We start from the raw sequence: 23,548 nt of genomic DNA, 5'->3' as shown, positions 1-23,548 counted from the left end.
ATAGGCGCAGCATTCAGGAACCCAAGCATGAAATTTTGCAGTCAGTGCGGCAACCCGGTGATCCAGCGCATTCCAGAAGGCGATTCGCGCCTGCGATATGTCTGCGACAGCTGTCACACGATTCATTACCAGAACCCCAATATCGTCGCCGGTTGCGTACCGGTCTGGGGCACGAAGGTGTTGTTGTGCCGACGCGCCATCGAGCCACGACTCGGTTACTGGACCCTGCCCGCAGGCTTCATGGAGAACGGCGAAACCATCGAGCAGGCGGCGATTCGCGAGACCGCTGAAGAGGCGTGTGCCCGGGTACGCAACCTGAGCATCTATACCTTGATCGACGTGCCGCACATCAGTCAGGTGCACGTGTTCTTTCGTGCGGAGCTGGTGGATCTGGATTTTTCCGCCGGCCCCGAAAGCCTGGAAGTGGCACTGTTCGAGGAGGCCGACATCCCTTGGTCCGAGCTGGCTTTCCGTACGGTAGGCCGTACCCTAGAATGCTATTTCGCAGACCGACGGATCGAGACCTACCCCGTGCGGTCGGAATCGATCCCGCCGCTCGTTCAACCTGCCATCCGTTAAAAAACCTTCTATAAATAAAATAGTCGCGACACCTTTCAGGGATATCGTTTCAATGCGCTGGTTGCTTGCCGTGTTTTGTTTGTCGTTCATCACTGTTTCCCAGGCCTCCACAGCGGAAACCCTGGACGGCAAAGTCGTCGAAAAAGTCCTGGTTCTCAAGTCCGCCCACCAACTGCAATTGATCAACGACGGCAAGCCGCTCAAGACCTATCGCATTTCATTGGGAAAAAGACCCGTTGGTCCGAAACTCATGGAAGGCGATAAACGCACGCCTGAAGGTTTTTACTGGCTGGACTGGCGCAAGACCAGCGACCGTTTCAATCTGTCGATGCACATTTCCTACCCGAACATCAGCGACGCCGCCCGCTCTCGTCGCGAAGGCGTCGAGCCCGGCGGCATGATCATGATCCACGGCACCCCGGACACCGAAGACAACCCCGAAGACCTGTTCCACACCCTGGACTGGACCGACGGCTGCATCGCCATGCGCAACATGGACATGCGCGAGGTCTGGGGCCTGGTGCCGGATGGCACGATGATCGAGATTCGCCCTTAGCTGCCAAAGGTGCCGCTCCGCGGAGCGTAGGGCCGCGAAAAATTCAAGGCAATAAAAAACCCGCTGAGATCACTCTCAGCGGGTTTCTCATTTCAGCAGCCAAAAGATCAGAAATCCTCCAACCGCCACACCTCATAAGCCGGCGTCTCATAGGGGTGGCTGAGTTTCAGCGCAGCCACCACGGCCACGATCAACTCATCCGCCACCACCAGCTCAACTTTCCATTCCTCGACCTGCTCGACCTGCCCAGCTTCGCCAATGAACGGCTGACTGCCATCCAAAGGCCGAAACTGACCAGTCCCAAGCACCTGCCACGCACAGTGGTCATAGTCGCCAATCCGCCCACCGCCGGCAGCGAACAGGGCGTCCTTGACCACCTCAACATGACTGTCGGGAACAAAAAAGCCGAGCTTGTACACGGCGCTTAGTTAACCCAGACGCGAGCGTTACGGAACATACGCATCCAAGGTGCGTCTTCGTTCCAGTCTTCCGAGCGCCACGAGTTCTGCACCGCACGGAATACCCGCTCCGGGTGCGGCATCATGATCGTGACGCGACCGTCACGGCTGGTCAGCCCGGTGATCCCGCGCGGCGAACCGTTCGGGTTGGCCGGGTAGCTTTCGGTGACCTTGCCGTGGTTGTCGACGAAACGCATCGCCACGCAACCCGACAGATCGGCTTCCAGCAACGCTTCTTCGCTGGCGAACTCGGCATGACCTTCACCGTGAGCGATGGCGATCGGCATGCGCGAACCGGCCATGCCCTGCAGGAAGATCGAATTCGATTCCTGGACCTGAACCATCGCCACGCGCGCTTCGAACTGCTCGGAGCGGTTGCGTACGAAGTGCGGCCAGAACTCGCTGCCCGGGATCAGCTCGTGCAGGTTGGACATCATCTGGCAACCGTTGCACACGCCGAGGGTAAAGCTGTCGTTGCGTTCGAAGAAGCCCTGGAAGGCATCGCGAGCACGGCTGTTGAACAGCGCGGACTTGGCCCAGCCTTCACCGGCACCCAATACGTCGCCGTAGGAGAAACCGCCGCAAGCGACCAGTCCCTTGAACTCGTTCAGGTCGACGCGGCCGGCCAGAATGTCGCTCATGTGCACGTCGATCGCGTTGAAACCGGCACGGTCGAACGCAGCCGCCATTTCCACCTGACCGTTGACGCCCTGCTCACGCAGCACGGCAACCTGTGGGCGGATGCCTTTCTTGATGTATGGCGCGGCGACGTCCTGATTGACGTCGTAGCTGAGCTTGACGCTCAGGCCCGGGTTGTCTTCTTCCAGCAGCACGTCGAACTCTTGTTCGGCGCAGTCGGCATTATCGCGCAGACGCTGGATCTGGTAGCTGGTTTCAGCCCACTGACGTTGCAGCAGACGACGCTGGCCTTCGAATACGGTTTCGCCGTTGAAGGTGATGTTGATCTGGCCGTTGTTCATCGGCTGACCGATCACCGACACGCACTCGCCCAAACCGGCAGCGCTGAACTGCGCGAGGATGTCCGGGGTAGCATCCTGGCGAACCTGGATCACGGCGCCCAGCTCTTCGTTGAACAGGATTGCAGCGATGTCGGCGGAGGTTTCTGCCAGACCGTCGAGGTTCAGGCTCAGACCGCAATGGCCGGCGAAGGCCATTTCCACCACGCTGGTCAGCAGACCACCGTCGGAACGGTCGTGGTACGCCAGCAGGTGACCGTCGGCGTTCAGGCCCTGGATCACGGCGAAGAAGGCTTTGAGGTCTTCGGCATCATCGACATCCGGCGCTTGCGAGCCGAGCTTGCCGTGAACCTGGGCCAGGATCGAGGCGCCCATGCGGTTCTGGCCACGGCCCAGGTCGATCAGGATCAGGTCGGTGGTGCCCTTGTCCATGCGCAGTTCCGGGGTCAGGGTCTGACGGATGTCAGCCACTGGCGCGAAACCGGTCACGATCAGGGACATCGGCGAGGTCACGGTCTTGTCTTCGCCATTATCGTTCCAGCGCGTGGCCATGGACATGGAGTCCTTGCCCACCGGAATGGTAATGCCCAGGTCCGGGCACAGTTCCATGCCGACCGCTTTCACGGTGTCGTACAGGCGCGCGTCTTCGCCCGGGTGACCGGCCGCGGACATCCAGTTCGCCGACAGCTTGATGTCGGAGATCTTGTTGATGCGCGAAGCGGCGATGTTGGTCAGGGTTTCGCCGATGGCCATGCGGCCAGACGCCGGGGCGTCCAGCAGCGCGAGCGGAGTGCGCTCGCCCATGGCCATGGCTTCGCCGGTGTAGACGTCGAAGCTGGTGGCGGTGACGGCAACGTCGGCTACCGGAACCTGCCATGGGCCGACCATCTGGTCACGGGCCACGAGGCCGGTGATGGTGCGGTCGCCGATGGTGATCAGGAAGCTTTTGCTGGCCACGGCCGGGTGATGCAGAACGCGCTCTACGCAGTCGGCAATCTCCAGGGTCGACGGATCGAAATCGTCGCCAAGCTCGTTTTCGCGAACGGCCGAACGGTGCATGCGCGGGGCTTTGCCCAGCAGCACTTCGAGTGGCATGTCCACCGGGCTGTTGCCGAAGTGGCTATCCGTGACCGTAAGCTGTGGTTCGGCAGTGGCTTCGCCAACCACGGCAAACGGGCAGCGCTCGCGCTCGCAGATCGCCTGGAAGCGTTCGAAGTCCGCAGGTCCCACCGCCAGAACGTAACGTTCCTGGGATTCGTTACTCCAGATTTCGTGCGGGGCCATGCCCGGCTCGTCGTTTGGAATGTTGCGCAGTTCGAAGCGACCGCCACGGTTGCCGTCGTTGACCAGTTCCGGGAAGGCGTTGGACAGACCGCCCGCGCCGACGTCGTGGATGAAGCTGATCGGGTTTTTGTCGCCCAACTGCCAGCAACGGTCGATGACTTCCTGGCAGCGACGCTCCATCTCCGGGTTTTCGCGCTGTACGGAAGCGAAGTCCAGGTCTGCAGAGCTGGTGCCGGTGGCCATGGAGGAAGCCGCGCCGCCGCCCAGGCCGATCAGCATCGCCGGGCCGCCGAGCACAATCAGCTTGGAGCCGACGGTGATCTCGCCTTTCTGCACGTGTTCGGCACGGATGTTACCCATGCCGCCGGCCAGCATGATCGGCTTGTGGTAACCACGAACCTCGTCGCCACGGGGGGTGGTGATCGACTGTTCGAAGGTACGGAAGTAACCGGTCAGGGCCGGACGGCCGAATTCGTTGTTGAACGCGGCGCCCCCCAGTGGGCCTTCGATCATGATGTCCAGCGCGGTCACGATGCGCTCAGGCTTGCCGTACGGCACTTCCCACGGCTGCTCGAAGCCCGGGATCTGCAGGTTGGACACGGTGAAACCGGTCAGGCCAGCCTTGGGCTTGGCGCCGCGACCGGTGGCGCCTTCGTCGCGGATCTCGCCACCGCTACCGGTGGACGCGCCCGGGAACGGGGCGATCGCGGTCGGGTGGTTGTGGGTTTCGACTTTCATCAGGATGTGCACCGGTTCCTGCACCGCGCCGTACTGGCGGGTTTCAGGGTCCGGGAAGAATCGGCCGGCGACGTTGCCGACGATCACCGAAGCGTTGTCCTTGTAAGCGGACAGCACGCCTTCGCTGTGCATCACGTAGGTGTTCTTGATCATGCCGAACAGGCTTTTTTCCTGGCTCTGACCGTCGATGTCCCAACTGGCGTTGAAGATCTTGTGACGGCAGTGCTCGGAGTTCGCCTGGGCGAACATCATCAGTTCGATATCGTGCGGGTTGCGCTTCAAGCCGACGAAGGCGTTGACCAGGTAGTCGATCTCGTCTTCGGCCAGGGCCAGGCCCAGCTCGGTGTTGGCTTTTTCCAGCGCGGCGCGGCCGCCACCCAGCACGTCGATCGCGGTCAGGGGCTTGGGCTCGGCGTGGCTGAACAGGCCGGCAGCCTGTTCAAGGCTGGCGAGGACGATCTGGGTCATGCGGTCGTGCAGCGCATCGGAAATCAGTTGCGCTTCAGACTCGCTGAACTGGCCGGCGACGTAGAACGCGATGCCGCGTTCCAGACGCTGGATCTTGCTCAGCCCACAGTTGCGGGCGATGTCGCTGGCTTTACTGGACCACGGCGAGATAGTGCCAAAACGTGGCAACACCAGAAACAGACGACCGGTTGGCTCTTGTACTGGAACGCTTGGGCCGTACTTCAGAAGGCGCGCAAGCACCTGCTGTTCGTCGCCGGTCAGGACGCCGGTAACTTCGGCGAAGTGAGCGAATTCAGCATACAAGCCACTGACAGCCGGAACCTTCTGGCTCAGTTGCTCAAGGAGTTTGCTGTGGCGAAAGGCAGAAAGGGCAGGAGCGCCGCGCAGGATCAACATCTTCGGGACAGCCTCGGGAAGGGGTGTGCTTTGAGGCCGTGCATTCTAGCCTAAACGGGCCGCGACATCACTCGAAACGGTACGCACGGCTGTATCCAGACGTCGGGCCGCCTGCCCGGGGCCGCGACCCGGGCACTTGGGGAATGGCGCCACGGCTTATTTTTTGTGTCATAAAGTGCCGTACAAGCCCATTCCAGCGGGCCCAGGACAAGTTTTTCGCCCTCTAACAGACAAGCCCTTCGCTGTCGAGATATGGCGCTCGTGGTCCTTTGCGTATACTGCGCAGATGTTTTCCCCAACGGCTTTGCGTCCGCGGTACGCCAAATGGCTGATCGCAACCGGTCTCTTCCTGATGCTCAGTGGCTGTGTTGATAAACCCAACACACTCGAGCGCGTAAAGGAGGATGGCGTGCTGCGGGTGGTTACCCGAAACAGCCCGGCCACCTACTTTCAGGATCGCAACGGTGAAACCGGCTTCGAATACGAGCTGGTGAAGCGCTTCGCCGACGATCTGGGGGTCGAACTCAAGATCGAAACCGCCGACAACCTCGACGACCTGTTCAACCAGGTGGGCAAGCCCAACGGCCCGGTGCTGGCTGCCGCCGGCCTGGTCGCCAGCGAGCAGCGCAAGAAGCAGGTGCGGTTTTCCCACTCCTACCTGGAAGTCACCCCTCAGATCATCTATCGCAACGGCCAATCGCGGCCAACCGATGCGAAGGATCTGGTGGGCAAGAAGATCATGGTGCTCAAGGGCAGCACCCACGCCGAGCAGCTGGCGGAACTGAAAAAGAAATACCCCCGCATCGAATACGAAGAGTCCGACGCCGTTGAAGTCGTCGACCTGCTGCGCATGGTGGACGAAGATCAGATCGACCTGACCCTGGTCGACTCCAACGAAGTCGCGATGAACCAGGTCTACTTCCCCAACGTGCGAGTGGCCTTCGATCTCGGCAATGCCAGCAACCAGAGCTGGGCCGTAGCGGCTGGCGACGACAACAGCCTGCTGAACGAGATCAACAGCTACCTCGACAAGGTGAAGAAGAACGGCACCCTGCAACGCCTCAAGGACCGCTATTACGGGCATGTGGATGTACTCGGCTACGTGGGCGCCTACACCTTCGCCCAGCACTTGCAGCAACGGCTGCCCAAGTACGAACAGCACTTCAAGGCGTACGCCAAGAAAGAGAAAGTCGACTGGCGCCTGCTGGCCGCGGTCGGTTATCAGGAATCCCTGTGGCAAGCGGCCGTCACCTCCAAGACCGGCGTGCGCGGGCTGATGATGCTGACCCAGAACACCGCACAAGCCATGGGCGTGTCCAATCGCCTCGACCCCAAACAGAGCATCATGGGCGGCGCCAAGTACCTGGCCTACATGAAGGAACAGCTGGACGATTCGATCCAGGAACCGGATCGCACCTGGTTTGCCCTGGCGGCCTACAACGTTGGCAGCGGCCACCTGGATGACGCGCGCAAACTGGCGGCCAAGGAAGGGCTTAACCCGGACAAGTGGCTGGACGTGAAGAAAATCCTGCCGCGGCTGTCCGAGAAGAAGTGGTACAGCAAAACCCGCTACGGCTACGCCCGGGGTGGAGAGCCGGTGCACTTTGTGGCGAACATCCGTCGTTATTACGACATCCTGACCTGGGTCACGCAGCCGCAGCTTGAAGGCGACCAGGTCGCCGAGGGCAGCCTGCATGTGCCGGGGGTCGACAAGACCAAGCCGAACCAGGAAACCCCGCAGCTCTAGATTTCCGGTGTTTTCGAGGACGCCTTCGCGGGCAAGCCTCGCTCCTACGGATCTGCGTCGAACACACAATTGCGGGTCGACGCAAACCTGTAGGAGCGAGGCTTGCCCGCGAAGGCAGCACCGCCGATCTCAACCCTTTAGTGCGGCGGCCAGGATCAGCGCTTTCATTTCCGACACAGCCGACTTGAACCCGACAAACAACGCATGGGCCACCAGCGCATGGCCGATGTTCAGTTCATTGATGCCTTTGATCGCCGCCACAGCTTCAACGTTGTGGTAGTGCAGACCGTGGCCGGCATTGACGATCAGGCCCTGGGCCAGACCAAACGCCACGCCATCGGCCACACGCTTGAGCTCTTCAGCCACTTGCGTCGGCGTCTCGGCATCCGCGTAACGACCAGTGTGCAACTCGATGGCCGGTGCCCCTACACGACGGGACGCTTCGATCTGCCGCTCGTCCGCATCGATGAACAGCGACACTTCACAGCCGATCTTCGCCAGGCGATCCACCGCCGCCTTGATCCGTGCTTCCTGCCCCGCCACGTCCAGACCGCCTTCGGTGGTCAGTTCCTGGCGGGTTTCCGGGACCAGGCAAATGTGGGCCGGGCGGATGCGCTCGGCGAACGCCATCATTTCTTCGGTGACGCCCATTTCGAAGTTCATGCGGGTTTGCAGCACGTCCTTGAGCAGCAGCACGTCGCGCTCCTGGATGTGCCGGCGGTCTTCACGCAGGTGCACGGTGATGCCGTCGGCGCCCGCCTCTTCGGCGTCGAGTGCTGCCTTGACCGGATCCGGGTAACGAGTGCCCCGGGCCTGGCGCAGGGTGGCAACGTGGTCGATGTTCACGCCAAGAAGAATGCGATTGCTGGTGGTCACGGAAGCGCTCCTGAAGAAGGGAAAGTTCGGTGCACAGCATACACGGGGAGCCAGGGTCTGTTGACGTTTGGTGGCGGTCGTATCGGTTGCTCCAAACAAGTTTCGAGCAACGCGGCCCTGCGCAGAGCGGACGCTCGTCACGATCGCCAGAAGGCGTCAACAGACTCTACGGCTTGCGAAACAGCTCGCGACTGACTAATGGACGGCCGCCCAGATGCACGGCCAGCGCCTGACGCATCAAGCGTTTGGCCGCGGACAACGCGCCGGGCGCGGACCAGTCGGCGTCGGCCATGGCCAGCAGTTCGGTGCCGTTGAACAGACCGGGTTGCAACAGATAGACCCGCTCCAGGCCGGCATCGACCTGCAAGCGGTAGAGGCCGTCCGGCGCAATGGGTTCGCCATGGATATCGGTGGTCAAGGCGAAGCCGTAACCCAAGTCATCCAGCAGCCGCCATTCGAAGGATCGCAGCAGCGGCTCCAGCGGACGGCCTTCGGCCAGGGCGAGCAAGGTGGCGGCGTAGTGATCGAAGACGGCGGGATGGGGGTCTTCTGCGGGCAACAGGCGAATCAACAGTTCGTTGAGATAGAGGCCACTGAACAACGCCTCACCAATGAGCCAGGTGGAAACGCCAGCACTTTCCATGCGCCCGACGTTCTTCAGCTCCCCCCTCCCCCGGAATTCGACTTCCAGTGGCACGAACGGCCGCGCCAGTGTCCCCGCCTTGCCCCGCGCACTGCGCAACACCGCCCGCAGCCGCCCTTGCGGCGTGAGAAAGTCCACCAGCGCGCTGTTTTCGCGGTAGGCGCGACTGTGGAGCACGAAGGCGGGCTGGCTGGGAGGCTGGGACATAAAGCTCTCGATGAAGGATTGCAGTTTTTCAGACAACCCAAAACCAATGTGGGAGCGGGCTTGCTCGCGAAGGCGGTGTGACAGTCAACATCAATGCTGAATGTTACATCCTCTTCGCGAGCAAGCCCGCTCCCACAGTGGATCTATGTGCTGCCAGACGATTTACAGGTCGCCGTAACCCAGCGAACGCAACGCGCGCTCGTCGTCGGACCAGCCGCCTTTCACCTTGACCCACAGGTTAAGCATGATCTTGGAGTCGAACAGCAGCTCCATGTCCTTGCGCGCCTCGGTGCCGATGCGCTTGATGCGCTCGCCCTTGTCGCCAATGATGATCTTCTTCTGGCCGTCACGCTCGACGAGGATCAACGCATGGATGTGCAGGGTTTTCCCCTGCTGCTTGAACTCTTCGATTTCCACGGTGATCTGGTACGGCAGCTCAGCGCCCAACTGGCGCATGATTTTCTCGCGCACCAGCTCAGCGGCGAGGAAGCGACTGCTGCGGTCGGTGATCTGATCTTCGGGGAAGAAGTGATCGTTCTCCGGCAGGTAACCGGCAATTACCCGCTCCAGCGCGTCGAGGTTGTGCCCGTGCTGGGCCGAGATCGGCATGATCTGCGCGTTCGGCAGCTGTTCCTGCAACCAGGTCAGGTGCGGCATCAGCTCGGATTTGTCTTCGATGCGATCGGTCTTGTTCAACGCGACGATCAGCGGGCCGGTCACGTACTGGACGCGCTCGAGGACCATCTGGTCTTCGTCGGTCCACTTGGTGCGGTCAACCACGAAGATCACCACGTCGACGTCTTTCAACGCCGCCGAAGCGGTCTTGTTCATGTAGCGGTTCAGGGCCTTCTCGCCACCCTTGTGCATGCCCGGGGTGTCGACGTAGATCGCTTGCACGTCGCCTTCGGTCTTGATACCGAGCATGTTGTGGCGGGTGGTCTGCGGCTTGCGCGAGGTGATCGCGAGCTTCTGGCCGAGGATGTGGTTCAGCAGCGTGGACTTGCCCACGTTGGGACGGCCGACGATGGCAACATAGCCACAGCGTGTTGCGGTTGAATCAGTCATTGCCATTCTCCACACCCAGGGCAATCAGTGCTGCGGCGGCCGCTACCTGTTCGGCAATACGACGACTCACACCCTGACCTCGGCTTTTTTCATTCAGTAAGGTGATTTCACATTCGACGAAGAACGTCCGGCAATGCGGCTCACCCTGGATATCCACCACTTCGTAACGCGGCAGCTCACAACCCCGGGACTGCAGGAATTCCTGCAGGCGGGTTTTCGGATCTTTGTTGGTGTCGACCAGCGTCAGGCCTTCGAACTCCCCGGCCAGCCAGGCCAGCACGCGTTCGCGCGCCATGTCCATGCCGGCGTCCAGGTAGATCGCGCCAATCAGCGCTTCAAGGGCATCGGCCAGAATCGACTCGCGACGGAAACCGCCGCTTTTCAACTCGCCGGAACCCAGGCGCAGGTATTCGCCCAGATCGAAACCGCGGGCCAGTACGGCCAGGGTCTCGCCTTTCACCAGGCGGGCGCGCAAACGCGACAGCTGGCCTTCGCGGGCCAGCGGGAAGCGATCGAACAGCGCCTCGCCGGCGACGAAATTGAGGATGGCATCACCGAGGAATTCCAGACGTTCGTTATTGCGCCCGGCAAAGCTGCGGTGAGTCAGGGCCAGGACCATCAGTTCCTGGTCCTTGAAGGTGTAGCCGAGCTGACGCTCGAGACGGCTTAAGGAGACGCTCACGGTTTACCCACGCTGAGTTCGTGGCTGGATTCCACCGCCATCGCCGTGGTGCGGCGCAGGCTTGGGACAATTAACGCTGTGTTCAAAAATTACGTCCTGAATATCATTGTTTTCATGCATCTGGCACCCATTGTGCCGGTTCCAGAAATGCATTCGGCGCTGTGTTCAACAGCGCCGTGTTTGATTACTTGATCAGCCCGACCCGCGAGAAATTCGGCAGGTGACTGAGTTTGGGTTCCGGCCAGCTCATCCAGACTGCAAAGGCCTTGCCGACGATATTCTTGTCGGGAACCATGCCCAGCAGATCCTTGGGAATGCTCGGATCATCCCAGAAGCGACTGTCGTTCGAGTTGTCGCGGTTGTCGCCCATCATGAAGTAGTGCCCGGCGGGCACGGTCCACGAACGGTCCGGAGCTGCGCGGTAGCGGCTCATCTCCTTGCGGATCAGATGTTCGGCGACGCCGAGTTTTTCCTTGTAGAGCTCGGCGCTGCCCAGCGTGCCCGGCTCGGAACCAACCAGTTGCTCGGCAATCGACTCGCCGTTGACGAACAGACGCTTGTCGGCGGTATAGCGAATCTGGTCACCCGGCAGGCCCACGACGCGCTTGATGTAGTTGACGCTCGGATCGCTCGGGAAGCGGAACACCATCACATCGCCGCGCTGCGGATCACCGACTTCGATGACTTTCTTGTCGATCACCGGCAAGCGGATCCCGTAAGAAAACTTGTTCACCAGAATGAAGTCGCCAACGTCCAGGGTCGGTTTCATCGAGCCGGAAGGAATCTGGAACGGTTCCACCAGGAACGAACGCAGTACCAGCACGATGAACAACACCGGGAAGAACGACTTGCCGTATTCGACCAGCAGCGGCTCTTTGTTCAGTTTCTCGACCACCACCCCATCAGGCTGACTGACGCTGCCCTGATAGGAGGTAATGGCGGCACGCCGACGCGGCGCCAGGAAAACCAGATCGAGCAACGCCAACAGGCCGCAGACGAACACGGCGATGACCAGCAACAGCGGGAAATTTAGTGACATAGGACCTAACTATCCAACCTGAGCACTGCAAGGAAGGCTTCTTGTGGAATTTCCACGTTACCGACTTGCTTCATGCGTTTCTTACCGGCCTTTTGCTTTTCAAGCAGCTTTTTCTTACGGCTAACGTCACCGCCGTAGCATTTGGCCAATACGTTCTTTCTGAGCGCCTTGACAGAGGTCCGCGCAATGATCTGCCCGCCAATGGCAGCCTGGATCGCGACGTCGAACATCTGGCGTGGAATCAGTTCTTTCATCTTCTCGGTCAACTGGCGACCTTTGTAGTGCGCATTATCCTTGTGCACGATCAGCGCCAGGGCGTCGACCTTGTCACCGTTGATCAGCACATCCAGTTTCACCAGATTAGCCGATTGATAACGGTCGAAATGGTAGTCCAGCGAAGCATAGCCACGGCTGGTTGACTTCAGACGGTCGAAGAAGTCCAGCACCACTTCGTTCATCGGCAGATCGTAGGTCACCTGAACCTGGGTACCGAGGAACAGCATGTCGTGCTGCACGCCACGCTTTTCGATGCACAGGGTAATGACGTTGCCCAGGTGCTCTTGCGGCACAAGAATGTTGGCCCGCACGATCGGCTCACGCATGTCTTCGATCGAGGACAGGTCCGGAAGTTTGGACGGGTTGTCGACGTAAATCGTTTCGCCGGTCTTGAGCAACAGCTCGAAAATCACTGTCGGCGCCGTGGTGATCAGGTCCAGGTCGTACTCGCGCTCGAGGCGCTCCTGGATGATTTCCATGTGCAGCATGCCGAGGAACCCGCAACGGAAGCCGAAGCCCAGGGCGTCGGAGCTTTCCGGGGTGTACTGCAGGGACGAGTCGTTGAGCGTGAGCTTTTGCAGGGCTTCACGGAAATCTTCGAAGTCGTCGGAGCTGACCGGGAACAGACCGGCGTAAACCTGCGGCTGAATGCGTTTGAAGCCGGGCAGCACGTCAACGTCGGGGGTGGAGCTCAGGGTCAGGGTGTCACCCACCGGTGCACCGTGAATGTCCTTGATGCCGGCGATGATGAAGCCCACTTCGCCAGCCTTCAGGTCGACGGTGGCGGTGTGTTTCGGGTTGAACACACCGACGCTGTCCACCAGGTGGATCTTGCCGGTGGACTTGACCAGGATCTTGTCACCCTTCTTCACACGACCGTGGCGCACGCGAACCAGGGACACAACGCCCAGGTAGTTGTCGAACCAGGAGTCGATGATCAACGCTTGCAGCGGATCTTCGTAGTTGCCGGTCGGCGCGGGAATGGTGTGAACCAGGCGCTCGAGCACTTCGTCGACGCCCAGGCCGGTCTTGGCGCTGCACTCGACCGCATCGGTAGCGTCGATGCCGATGATCTTCTCGATTTCTTCCTTGACGCGGTCCGGATCGGCCTGCGGCAGGTCGATCTTGTTCAGCACCGGCATGACTTCCAGGCCCTGCTCTATCGCCGTGTAGCAGTTGGCTACCGATTGCGCTTCAACGCCCTGACCGGCATCGACCACCAGCAACGCACCTTCACAGGCCGCCAGCGAGCGGCTGACTTCGTAGGTGAAGTCGACGTGGCCCGGGGTGTCGATGAAGTTCAGCTGATACTTGATGCCATCGCGAGCGGTGTAATACAGAGTGACGCTGTGGGCCTTGATGGTGATCCCGCGTTCACGTTCCAGGTCCATGGAGTCCAGCACCTGGGCTTCCATTTCGCGCTCGGCAAGGCCGCCGCACATCTGGATGAAGCGATCGGCCAGCGTCGACTTGCCATGGTCAATGTGGGCGATGATGGAGAAATTGCGGATATGACTCAAATCACTCACGGATCAACACTCAAAAAGGCTGCAGGCATAGCCCGCCGAAAAATAGCCGGGAATTGTACCTGATCCACGGCGCAAGCGTCACGTTTGCAGGTCAGACGGCATGTACAAAAACGCCCCGGCCATGGGGCAGGGGCGTTTTCTTGTCATCGACCGGAACGGGAAATCCCCGTAATCAACCGGCCCGGCGCAGCAACCAGAGCCCGGCGAGGGCGCAGATACTGGCCGGCAACAGCACCGCAAGCAGTGGCGGAAAACCGAACACCAGGCTCGAAGGCCCCAGCAGATCCTGGACGATACGGAAGGTAAAGCCCACCAGCACACCCGTGAACACCCGCTGACCGAGGGTCACCGAACGCAACGGACCGAAGATGAAGGAAATCGCCATCAGTACCAGGGCCGCGGTGACCAGCGGCTGCAACACCTTGACCCAAAATGCCAGCCAATAACGACCATTGCTCAGCCCCTGGTCAGCCAGGTAGTGGATATAACCCCACAGGCCGGTGATCGACAGCGAATCGGGGGACATCACCACGGTACTGAGCAATTGCGGGCTCAGTGCCACGTTCCAGCGCTCGACCGGGGTCGTCACCACTTCGGTGCTCTTTTCATGGAACAGCGTGGTCGTGACGTCGCTCAACTGCCAGTGATCCTTGTCGAATTCCGCACGTTTGGCGAAGCTCGAAGACAATATGTGGCGTTGATCATCGAAGCGATAACGGGTCACGCCATACAACAGGCCGTTGGGCTGCACCGAGTTGACATGGATGAACTCGTCACCCTGGCGGTGCCACAGACCATGCTTGGCGCTTTGCGCATCGCCGCTGCCCTGGGCCAGGGAGCGATTGGCCTGGGCAGTGACTTCCGTTGCCGGGGCGACGTATTCGCCAATCAGCAGTCCCGCGACCATCAGCACCAGCATCGGCTTCATGACCGCCCAGACGATCCGCCCGACCGACACGCCTGCCGCGCGCATGATCGTCAGTTCGCTGTGACTGGCCAGGCTGCCGAGGCCGATCAGGCAACCGATCAGCGCCGCCATCGGCAACATGTCGTAAAGACGGCGTGGCGCGGTCAGCAGGACGTAACTCAACACATCGACCAGGGTGTAGGTATCGCTGACGTCGCTCATCTCGTCGATAAAGGCAAACAGCGTCGCCAGACCGAGAATGATCCCCAGTACGGCCAGGATTGCCATGAACACGCTGCTGCCGATGTAGCGATCGAGCTTAACCACGGGCCACCTCCAGCGCGCTGCGGCGACTCGCCATTTTCAAGCGCAGTGGCTCCCAATAGAGCAGGCCCAGGCCGATGACCAGGAAGATCGCATGCACCCACCACAACCCCAGCGCCGGCGGGATCTTGCCCTTCTCCAGGGCCCCGCGGGCGGCAATCAGGATCGACAGGTAAGCCATATAAAGCAGAATCGCCGGCAACAGCTTGAGGAAGCGGCCCTGGCGCGGGTTGACCCGGGACAGTGGAACGGCCATCAGGGTCACGATGAACACCAGCAGCGGCAAGGACAGGCGCCACTGCAATTCGGTGCGGGAACGGATATCGTCACTGCCCAGCAGGGAGCCGGTGGGCATCGCGTCACGGTCGGTGACTTCATCGCTGACGTCCGGCTTGGGCAGCAATACACCGTACTCCTCATATTTGATCGCCCGGTAGTCGGCCTGACCCGGATTACCGTCATAGCGATAGCCGTTTTCGAGAATCAGGTAGCGGTTGCCGTCGGCGCGGATTTCCTGGCGCCCGTTCTCGGCCACCAGCACGGAAATCCCGCGATCCTTCTTTTCGTCCGCGGAGACGTTCTTCTGCGAAATGAAGACGCCGCCCAGGTTGATGCGGTCATCCGACAGCTTTTCGGTGTAGGTCACCCGCGTTCCGTCACGCAGCGCCTGGAAACGGCCGGGCTCAAGGGTGTCGAACTCGGTCAGGGCATCCTGCTTGTTCAGCAGCAACTGGAACTGATTGGCCCCTTGCGGCGCCAGGCTCAGGCTTAGCCACGCCACCACCAATGCCACCAGGGTGGCCGGAAACATCGTCATGGCCAACAGCCGCTGCTGGCTCATGCCGGTGGCCGACAGTACGGTCATTTCGCTTTCAAGGTACAACCGACCGTAGGCCAGCAGAATCCCGAGGAACAGGCCCAACGGCAGAATCAACTGCAAAAAACCCGGCAGGCGAAAACCCATGATCAGAAACAGCGAGCCCGGATCCAGGAGGCCGGCAGCCGCCTGGGCGAGGTATTTGATGAAGCGTCCACTCATGATGATGACCAGCAGCACCGCACTGACGGCGCTCAAGGTCAACAGGACTTCTCGGGACAGATAACGAAAGACAATCAAACCAGACACTCCAGGGTTGTCAGGCTAAGGCGGCCAAACAAGCAAACGTATCAGACGGCCCGCAGGGCAGAGCCGCCGAAAAAGTTGGCGCATTATCCTGTGATTGGGTGCGCCTGTCACTGCGCAATGGCGCAGGGTGCGTGTAGGAGCGAGCTCGCTCGCGATGGACGTCAACGATAACGCGGGTAGCCTGATACCCCCGGTGGTCTCGGGTTTTTCGCGAGCAGGCTCGCTCCTACAATCGTACGGCCGAGGGTTGTCAGGCGCAGGCGGCGAGGTTCAAACTGCGGCCTTTGTCGCAGACCGCGTCTTGCGTCTTTCTATTTATAAGCAAGTTCTTACGCTTGCGTTGTTGACCATTCATTCAGGGACCCGGACATGGAACTGGTTGTAAAAAGCGTTAGCCCAGAAACGTTGAAGACCGCCACTCTGGTGGTCGCCGTCGGCGAAGACCGCAAACTCGGCGCCACTGCCCGCCAACTCGACGAACTGAGCGGCGGCGCCATCAGTACGGTGCTCAAGCGTGGCGATCTGGCCGGCAAAGTCGGTCAGAGCCTGTTGCTGCACAGCGTGCCGAACCTCAAGGCCGAGCGTGTGTTGCTGGTAGGTGTCGGCAAGGACGACGAGTTGGGCGACCGCCCGTTCCGCAAAATCGTCGCCGGCATCCTCAACACTCTCAAGGGCCTGGGCGGCAACGATGCCGTGCTCGCCCTGGATGAAATCGTGGTCAAGGGTCGCGACAGCTACGGCAAGACCCGCCTGCTGGCCGAAACCCTGGTGGACGGCGAATACACTTTCGATCAGTTCAAGAGCCAGAAAGCCGAGCCCCGCACCCTGAAGAAAGTCACCCTGGTGACCATCAAGGCAGCACAGGCTGAAGTCGAGCGCGCCGTGGCCCATGCCACCGCCATCGCCAATGGCATGGCGTTTACCCGCAACCTGGGCAACCTGCCGCCGAACATTTGCCACCCGACCTTCCTCGGTGAACAGGCGAAGAACCTGGGCAAGGAGTTCAAGAGCCTGAAAGTCGAAGTCCTCGATGAGAAAAAGATCAAGGACCTGGGCATGGGTTCGTTCTATGCCGTTGGCCAGGGCAGTGCCCAGCCACCGCGCCTGATCGTCATGCAGTACAACGGCGGCAAGAAATCCGAGAAGCCGTACGCACTGGTCGGCAAAGGCATCACCTTCGACACCGGCGGCATCAGCCTGAAACCCGGCGCCGGCATGGATGAAATGAAGTACGACATGGGCGGCGCCGCCAGCGTCTTCGGCACCCTGCGTGCCGTGCTCGAACTGAAACTGCCGATCAACCTGGTGTGCATCCTGGCCTGCGCCGAGAACATGCCGAGCGGCAACGCTGCACGCCCTGGCGACATTGTCACCACCATGAGCGGCCAGACCGTGGAAATCCTCAACACCGACGCCGAAGGCCGTCTGGTGCTGTGCGATGCCCTGACCTACTCCGAGCGCTTCAAGCCGCAAGCGGTCATCGACATTGCCACCCTGACCGGCGCTTGCGTCGTCGCACTGGGCTCCCATGCCTCGGGCCTGCTGGGCAACAACGACGAACTGATCGGCCAACTGTTGCGCGCCGGCCAGTCCGCCGACGACCGCGCCTGGCAGCTGCCGCTGTTCGATGAGTACCAGGAACAGCTGGACAGCCCGTTCGCCGACATCGCCAACATTGGCGGTCCGAAAGCCGGCACCATCACTGCGGCCTGCTTCCTGTCGCGCTTCACCAAGAACCTGAACTGGGCGCACCTGGACATCGCCGGCACCGCGTGGACCAGCGGCGGCAAGGACAAGGGCGCCACTGGCCGTCCGGTCCCACTGCTGACCCAATACCTGCTGGACCGCGCCAAAGCCTAAATATCGCTCACTGACCACTGTAGGAGCGAGCTTGCTCGCGAAAAACTCAAGATCGCCGCGATTAACCTGGTTTCCCGCGTAATCGTTGACGACCTTCGCGAGCAAGCTCGCTCCTACAGATTCCGCGGAAGTTGATTCCAGGAACCGCAATGACCAAAGTCGACTTCTATATCCTGCCCAGCGCCGATCCTTCGGCGCGGCTGGATTTCGCCTGCAAGCTCACCGAGAAAGCCTGGCGCATGGGCCACCGCATCTACCTGCATTGCAGCGATGCCGCCCAGCGTGACGCTCTCGATGCGCGCCTGTGGGCTTTCAAGGGCGAAAGCTTCGTGCCTCACGGTCCCGCCGAAAGCGAGCCGGAGGGGGTGATTGTGCTAGGCCTGGGCGATGACTGCGGTCCGCATCAGGACCTGCTGGTCAACCTCGACCTGAAAGTCCCGACCTTCGCCGGGCAATTCGCCCGCGTGGCGGAAGTGGTGGTTGAAGATCCGACGATTCGTCAGGCCGCGCGGGAGAGTTTCCGCTTCTACCGCGAACAGGGCTATCCTCTGCAAGATCACCGTCTACAGCGACTCTGAGCATTCCGATGGACACTCCAAAACAGCAACAGTCCGCGCACCTGCTGGACGACCTCGAGTCGATCCGGCAACTGCTCGGCGACGATAACCTGCAACCGCCCCTGCTGACCGATACGGTCGAGGACGATGATCAGGAACAGATTCCGATGTTGTTCGATGCGGTCAGCGCTTCCCAGCCTACGATCGAACCGACACCACCCACCCCTGCCGCCGAGCCTGCACCTGAGGCCAATAAAGGCCCGGACGCCCTGCTGCATCTGGACGGCGAACTGCGCTCCGCCGCCATGCTGATCATGCAAGACGTGATCGACGACTTCGCCCCGCACATCGAAACCGAAATCAAACGCCGGCTCGCCGCGCGGATGGATCGGCTTCTCAGCCAGTACGAATAGACACCACCATTCCAATGTGGGAGCGGGCTTGCTCGCGAAGAGGCAGTAACATTCAACATTTGTGTTGGATGACAGGCTGCCTTCGCGAGCAAGCCCGGCTCCCACATTGTTTTTGTGCAATGGCTGATAGTCAGCTCATCCCGTGATCAACTCGCCCTCTGCCCCATGCCCCGCTATACTTGCCGGCTTTTCCTGAATAAATGCCAATAGGGTCCCGCCGCGCATGGATAAGACCTACCAGCCGCACGCCATTGAAGCTTCCTGGTACAACACCTGGGAGTCAGAGAATTACTTCGCCCCGCAAGGCGCGGGCGAGTCCTACACCATCATGATCCCGCCGCCGAACGTCACCGGCAGCCTGCACATGGGGCATGGCTTCAACAACGCGATCATGGACGCCCTGATCCGTTTCCGCCGCATGCAGGGTCGCAACACCCTGTGGCAGCCGGGCACGGACCACGCCGGCATCGCCACGCAAATGCTGGTGGAGCGTCAACTCGAAGCCCAGGGCCAGAACCGTCACGACCTGGGCCGTGAAAAATTCCTCGAGAAAGTCTGGGAATGGAAGGATCAGTCCGGCGGCAACATCAGCCGTCAGATCCGCCGCCTCGGCTCGTCCGTGGACTGGAGCCGCGAGCGCTTCACCATGGACGACGGTCTCTCGGAAGCGGTTAAAGAAGCGTTCGTGCGCCTGCACGAAGACGGCCTGATCTACCGCGGCAAGCGTCTGGTCAACTGGGACACCAAGTTGCACACGGCGATTTCCGACCTCGAAGTGGAAAACCACGACGAGAAAGGTTTCCTGTGGAACCTGAAGTACCCGCTGGCGGACGGCGCCAAGACCGCTGAAGGCAAGGATTACCTGATCGTCGCGACCACTCGCCCGGAAACCATGCTCGGCGATGCCGCCGTGGCCGTTAACCCGAACGATGAACGCTACAAAGCCCTGATCGGCCAATTTGTCGAGCTGCCGCTGGTCGGCCGCCGCATCCCGATCATCGCCGACGATTACTGCGATCCTGAATTCGGCACCGGTTGCGTGAAAATCACCCCGGCCCACGATTTCAACGACTACGAAGTCGGCAAGCGCCACAATCTGCCGCTGCTGAACATCTTCGACAAAAACGCCAATGTTCTGCCTGCAGCCCAGGTGTTCAACCTGGACGGCACGCTGAACACCGAAGTCGACGGCAAGCTTCCAGCCGAATACGCCGGCCTGGACCGTTTCGAAGCGCGCAAGCAGATCGTGGCTGCATTCGAAGCCGCCGGCCTGCTGGTCAGCGTCGACGATCACGGCCTGAAAGTGCCCAAAGGCGACCGCTCCGGCACCATCATCGAGCCGTGGCTGACCGACCAGTGGTACGTTTCGACCAAGCCATTGGCCGAGCCGGCCATTGCTGCGGTTGAAGATGGCCGCATTCAGTTCGTGCCCAAGCAATACGAAAACATGTACTTCTCGTGGATGCGCGACATCCAGGACTGGTGCATCAGCCGTCAGCTGTGGTGGGGCCACCGGATTCCGGCCTGGTACGACGAGTCGGGCAAGGTCTATGTCGGTCGCGACGAAGCCGAAGTGCGTGCCAAGAACAACCTCGGCCCGGACGTTGCGCTGCAACAGGACAACGACGTTCTCGACACCTGGTTCAGTTCGGGGCTGTGGACCTTCTCCACCCTCGGCTGGCCGGAGCAGACCGAATTCCTGAAAAAATTCCACTCCACCGACGTGCTGGTGACCGGTTTCGACATCATTTTCTTCTGGGTTGCCCGGATGATCATGCTCACCATGCACCTGGTGAAAAACGAAGACGGCACGCCACAGGTTCCGTTCAAGACCGTTTATGTTCATGGCCTGGTGCGTGATGGCCAAGGCCAGAAGATGTCCAAGTCCAAGGGCAACGTCCTGGACCCGCTGGACATCATCGACGGCATCGAACTCGAAGACCTGGTGCAGAAACGCACCTCGGGCATGATGCAGCCGAAGCTGGCGAAGAAGATCGAGAAGCAGACCCGCGACGAGTTCGCCGACGGCATCGCCAGTTATGGCACCGACGCCTTGCGCTTCACGTTCTGCTCGCTGGCCTCCACCGGCCGCGACATCAAGTTCGACATGGGCCGCGTCGAAGGCTATCGCAACTTCTGCAACAAGATCTGGAACGCCGCGCGCTACGTGCTGGACAAGGGCGAAGACTGCGGCCAGAACGGCGAAGCCTTTGAACTGTCCCTGGCGGATCGCTGGATCATCTCGCAGCTGCAACGCACCGAAGCCGAAGTGACCCGTCAGCTCGATCAGTTCCGTTTCGATCTGGCCGCCCAAGCCTTGTACGAGTTCATCTGGAACCAGTATTGCGACTGGTACCTGGAACTGTCCAAGCCTGTGCTGTGGGACGAAAACGCACCGGTCGAACGCCAGCGCGGTACGCGTCGCACGCTGGTTCGGGTATTGGAAGTCGCGCTGCGCCTGGCGCACCCGTTCATGCCGTTCATCACCGAAGAAATCTGGCAGCGCGTCGCGCCGCTGGCCGGTATCGAAGGCAAGACGATCATGTTGCAACCTTGGCCAGTGGCCAATGAAGAGCGCATCGATCAGGGCGCCGAAGACGACATCGAATGGCTCAAGGGCCTGATGCTCGGCACGCGTAACATCCGTGGCGAAATGAACATCGGCCCGGGCAAGCCGCTGAACCTGTTCCTGAAAAACGTCAGTGCCGAAGATCAGCGTCGCCTCACCGAGAACGAAGCGCTGCTGAAGAAGCTGGCGCGTCTGGAGTCGATCACCGTTCTCCAGGCTGGCGAAGAAGCACCGCTGTCCGCCACCGCTCTGGTTGGCGAGATGGAAGTGCTGGTGCCGATGGCCGGCCTGATCGACAAGGACGCCGAACTGGCACGTCTGGACAAGGAAATCCTGCGTCTGCAGGGCGAAGTCCAGCGCGTGGGCGGCAAGCTGTCCAATGCCGGCTTCGTCGACAAGGCCCCGGCCGAAGTGATCGACAAGGAACGCGCCAAACTGGCTGAAGCCGAACAGGCTTTGGGCAAGTTGGCCGAGCAGCATGCGCGGATTGCCAGTTTGTAACGGCGAATCGCACTGAAAAAGGGAGGTCCGCAACGGCCTCCCTTTTTTATGCCCGCCAAACACCAAAACCCGCTTTCTGTAGGAGCGAGGCTTGCCCGCGAAGATCGCGATCCGGTCAAACAGACATACCGCATTATCGTTCTTCGCGGGCAAGCCTCGCTCCTACGGGATCCCCCGCGCAGTCATTGTCTGTGGGACAATACCCGCCACTTTTAGCCATACCCGAATCGACAACGCCCATGAACGCCCCCCGCACACCAAGACCTGCGCGCAAGAAGCCTGACTCCGCCACCCCGGCCAAAGCCGTGGAACCCCGCGAGAAGGCCAGCCTGCACCCGCGCAACCGCCATCAGGGTCGCTACGACTTCCCGGCGCTGATCAAGACCACGCCGGAACTGGCGCAGTTCGTGATCATCAATCCGTACGGCAAGGAAAGCATCGACTTCGCCAGCCCGGACGCGGTGCGGGTGTTCAACCGGGCGCTGCTCAAATCGTTCTACGGCATTGCCCATTGGGACATCCCGGCTGACTACCTGTGCCCTCCTGTCCCTGGTCGTGCTGATTATGTGCACTTCCTGGCCGACCTGCTGGCCAGCGTCAACGATGGCGAGATCCCTCGGGGTGCGCCGGTCAAGGTGCTCGATATCGGCATGGGCGCCAACTGCGTCTATCCGTTGATCGGCTACAGCGATTACCGTTGGCACTTCCTCGGCTCGGAGATCGACCCGACGGCCGTGGCCGCCGCCAAGGCCATCGTGCAATCCAACGGGCTGAACAAAGCCATCCAGCTGCGCCAGCAGAGTAATCCCAAGCACATCCTGCTGGGCCTGCTCGAACCCGGCGAACGCTTTGACCTGACCATGTGCAACCCGCCGTTCCACGCGTCGATGGACGAGGCCACCAAGGGCAGCGAGCGTAAATGGCGCGCGCTGGGCCGGGCCGATCCGAAACGCAAACTGCCGGTGCTGAACTTTGGCGGTCAGTCGGCCGAATTGTGGTGTGAAGGCGGCGAAGCACGGTTTGTGACGCAACTGATCGCCGAGAGCGCGCATTTTCAACACAAAGTGCTTTGGTTCAGCACCCTGGTCTCGAAAGCCTCAAACCTGCCAGCGATCCAGACGGCGCTGAAAAAGGCTGGCGTGCTGGAAAGCCAGGTCGTGGAAATGTCGCAAGGGCAGAAACAAAGCCGTTTCGTCGCCTGGACGTTCCAGACCAAATCCGAGCAACAAGTCTGGCGTGAACGTTGGGCGCGCAAGAGCTGAGTAAAGGCTGCCCCTCGCATCCCCAGAGCTGCGAAAAACCCTGTGGGAGCGGGCTTGCCCGCTCCCACAGGGATCAACGGTGTTTGGAGGAATCCCAGACACAAAAAAACCGTGCCCGGATTGCTCCGGAGCACGGTTTTTTTCAACAAGTCTTACTTGTTGACAGCGTCGGTCAGGCCTTTGGCCACAACCAGCTTGATCACTTTCTTGGCAGCGATTTCGATGGCAGCGCCAGTCGAAGGGTTGCGGCCAGTACGGGCAGGACGCTCAGTCACTTTCAGCTTGCCGATACCTGGCAGGGTGATTTCGCCGCCGTTTTCCAGCTGATCGGCAACGATTTGGCCCAGTTGGTCCAGAGCGTTACGCGCGGTGGTTTTTGGCGCGTCGATAGCTTCAGCGATGTCGGCGATCAGTTGGTCTTTAGTAAGAGCCATGTAGTGTTCCTTCCCTATCAAATTCATATGGATTGCAGAGTGCAGTGTCAGCCATCGAGCCCGATCTTCTGGATC

General features: G+C 60.7%; 19 protein-coding genes. 8 read left to right on the top strand and 11 right to left on the bottom strand.

The genetic code is table 11. From position 1 onward, the window contains the following. Positions 1 to 27: 27 nt before the first annotated feature. Both PMA3_RS04415 and PMA3_RS04410 read left to right on the top strand, forming a co-directional pair. Positions 28 to 579 (top strand): NUDIX hydrolase, encoded by a 552-nt coding sequence (locus PMA3_RS04415; protein ID WP_064676027.1) that lies wholly within the window; start codon positions 28 to 30, stop codon positions 577 to 579. A gap of 52 nt (positions 580 to 631) precedes the next feature. After that, the gene (locus tag PMA3_RS04410) at positions 632 to 1,135 is read left to right on the top strand and encodes a L,D-transpeptidase family protein (RefSeq protein WP_064676026.1); all 504 of its coding nucleotides are present in this window, start codon (positions 632 to 634) and stop codon (positions 1,133 to 1,135) included. A gap of 107 nt (positions 1,136 to 1,242) precedes the next feature. Here PMA3_RS04410 and PMA3_RS04405 read toward each other — a convergent pair whose 3' ends face one another. Together PMA3_RS04405 and purL are read right to left on the bottom strand one after the other, a co-directional pair. Next, a complete protein-coding gene (locus PMA3_RS04405) occupies positions 1,243 to 1,554 on the bottom strand; it encodes a YqfO family protein (protein WP_064676025.1) in 312 nt (103 codons plus the stop codon). A gap of 5 nt (positions 1,555 to 1,559) precedes the next feature. Further along, entirely contained in the window at positions 1,560 to 5,456 is a 3,897-nt protein-coding gene (purL, locus tag PMA3_RS04400) for a phosphoribosylformylglycinamidine synthase (RefSeq protein WP_064676024.1), read from the bottom strand. A gap of 286 nt (positions 5,457 to 5,742) precedes the next feature. Between purL and mltF the strand changes: the two genes are divergently transcribed. Further along, on the top strand, positions 5,743 to 7,203 hold the full coding sequence (mltF, locus tag PMA3_RS04395; protein ID WP_064676023.1) for a membrane-bound lytic murein transglycosylase MltF: 1,461 nt from the start codon (positions 5,743 to 5,745) through the stop codon (positions 7,201 to 7,203). A gap of 129 nt (positions 7,204 to 7,332) precedes the next feature. On the opposite strand, the gene pdxJ is transcribed toward mltF, so the two are convergent. The 8 genes from pdxJ to lptF form a co-directional block, all read right to left on the bottom strand. Beyond that, positions 7,333 to 8,079, bottom strand: coding sequence for a pyridoxine 5'-phosphate synthase (gene pdxJ / locus PMA3_RS04390; protein ID WP_064676022.1), 747 nt, complete (start codon positions 8,077 to 8,079; stop codon positions 7,333 to 7,335). 166 nt (positions 8,080 to 8,245) lie between these two features. Continuing rightward, positions 8,246 to 8,929, bottom strand: coding sequence for a DNA repair protein RecO (recO, locus tag PMA3_RS04385; protein WP_064676021.1), 684 nt, complete (start codon positions 8,927 to 8,929; stop codon positions 8,246 to 8,248). Between the two features lie 162 nt (positions 8,930 to 9,091). Then, entirely contained in the window at positions 9,092 to 9,994 is a 903-nt protein-coding gene (era, locus tag PMA3_RS04380; RefSeq protein ID WP_064676020.1) for a GTPase Era, read from the bottom strand. After that, a complete protein-coding gene (rnc, locus tag PMA3_RS04375) occupies positions 9,987 to 10,676 on the bottom strand; it encodes a ribonuclease III (protein ID WP_010463056.1) in 690 nt (229 codons plus the stop codon). The genes era and rnc overlap by 8 nt, the downstream gene beginning before the upstream one ends. Before the next feature lie 184 nt (positions 10,677 to 10,860). After that, the gene (gene lepB, locus PMA3_RS04370) at positions 10,861 to 11,715 is read right to left on the bottom strand and encodes a signal peptidase I (protein ID WP_064676019.1); all 855 of its coding nucleotides are present in this window, start codon (positions 11,713 to 11,715) and stop codon (positions 10,861 to 10,863) included. A 5-nt stretch (positions 11,716 to 11,720) separates the two neighbouring features. Further along, complete coding sequence (gene lepA, locus PMA3_RS04365; protein WP_042932348.1) at positions 11,721 to 13,520, bottom strand: translation elongation factor 4; 1,800 nt, start codon at positions 13,518 to 13,520, stop codon at positions 11,721 to 11,723. Between the two features lie 172 nt (positions 13,521 to 13,692). Next, the gene (gene lptG / locus PMA3_RS04360; RefSeq protein ID WP_064676018.1) at positions 13,693 to 14,754 is read right to left on the bottom strand and encodes an LPS export ABC transporter permease LptG; all 1,062 of its coding nucleotides are present in this window, start codon (positions 14,752 to 14,754) and stop codon (positions 13,693 to 13,695) included. Then, positions 14,747 to 15,868 carry an LPS export ABC transporter permease LptF gene (lptF, locus tag PMA3_RS04355; protein WP_064676017.1) on the bottom strand — a complete coding sequence of 374 codons (1,122 nt, stop codon included), beginning with the start codon at positions 15,866 to 15,868 and terminating at the stop codon, positions 14,747 to 14,749. The genes lptG and lptF overlap by 8 nt, the downstream gene beginning before the upstream one ends. A 378-nt stretch (positions 15,869 to 16,246) precedes the next feature. Between lptF and PMA3_RS04350 the strand changes: the two genes are divergently transcribed. The 5 genes from PMA3_RS04350 to rlmF all read left to right on the top strand — a co-directional run bounded on the left by PMA3_RS04350 (position 16,247) and on the right by rlmF (position 23,039). Continuing rightward, positions 16,247 to 17,737, top strand: a complete 1,491-nt coding sequence (locus PMA3_RS04350) for a leucyl aminopeptidase (RefSeq protein ID WP_064676016.1) — start codon at positions 16,247 to 16,249, stop codon at positions 17,735 to 17,737. A gap of 149 nt (positions 17,738 to 17,886) precedes the next feature. After that, a complete protein-coding gene (locus PMA3_RS04345) occupies positions 17,887 to 18,315 on the top strand; it encodes a DNA polymerase III subunit chi (RefSeq protein WP_064676015.1) in 429 nt (142 codons plus the stop codon). A gap of 8 nt (positions 18,316 to 18,323) precedes the next feature. Continuing rightward, positions 18,324 to 18,707 carry a hypothetical protein gene (locus PMA3_RS04340; RefSeq protein WP_064676014.1) on the top strand — a complete coding sequence of 128 codons (384 nt, stop codon included), beginning with the start codon at positions 18,324 to 18,326 and terminating at the stop codon, positions 18,705 to 18,707. A 223-nt stretch (positions 18,708 to 18,930) separates the two neighbouring features. Then, on the top strand, positions 18,931 to 21,777 hold the full coding sequence (locus tag PMA3_RS04335; protein ID WP_064676013.1) for a valine--tRNA ligase: 2,847 nt from the start codon (positions 18,931 to 18,933) through the stop codon (positions 21,775 to 21,777). Positions 21,778 to 22,016: 239 nt separating this feature from the next. Continuing rightward, the gene (gene rlmF, locus PMA3_RS04330; protein ID WP_064676012.1) at positions 22,017 to 23,039 is read left to right on the top strand and encodes a 23S rRNA (adenine(1618)-N(6))-methyltransferase RlmF; all 1,023 of its coding nucleotides are present in this window, start codon (positions 22,017 to 22,019) and stop codon (positions 23,037 to 23,039) included. Between the two features lie 152 nt (positions 23,040 to 23,191). Here the strand turns inward: rlmF and PMA3_RS04325 are convergent, their stop codons facing one another. Further along, positions 23,192 to 23,473: an HU family DNA-binding protein gene (locus tag PMA3_RS04325; protein ID WP_007905514.1), complete on the bottom strand. Its 282-nt coding sequence runs from the start codon at positions 23,471 to 23,473 to the stop codon at positions 23,192 to 23,194. Between the last annotated feature and the right edge of the window lie 75 nt (positions 23,474 to 23,548).

It is taken from the genome of Pseudomonas silesiensis, assembly GCF_001661075.1.
Lineage (GTDB): Bacteria > Pseudomonadota > Gammaproteobacteria > Pseudomonadales > Pseudomonadaceae > Aquipseudomonas > Aquipseudomonas silesiensis.
This window is presented reverse-complemented; position numbering and strand designations above follow the sequence as displayed.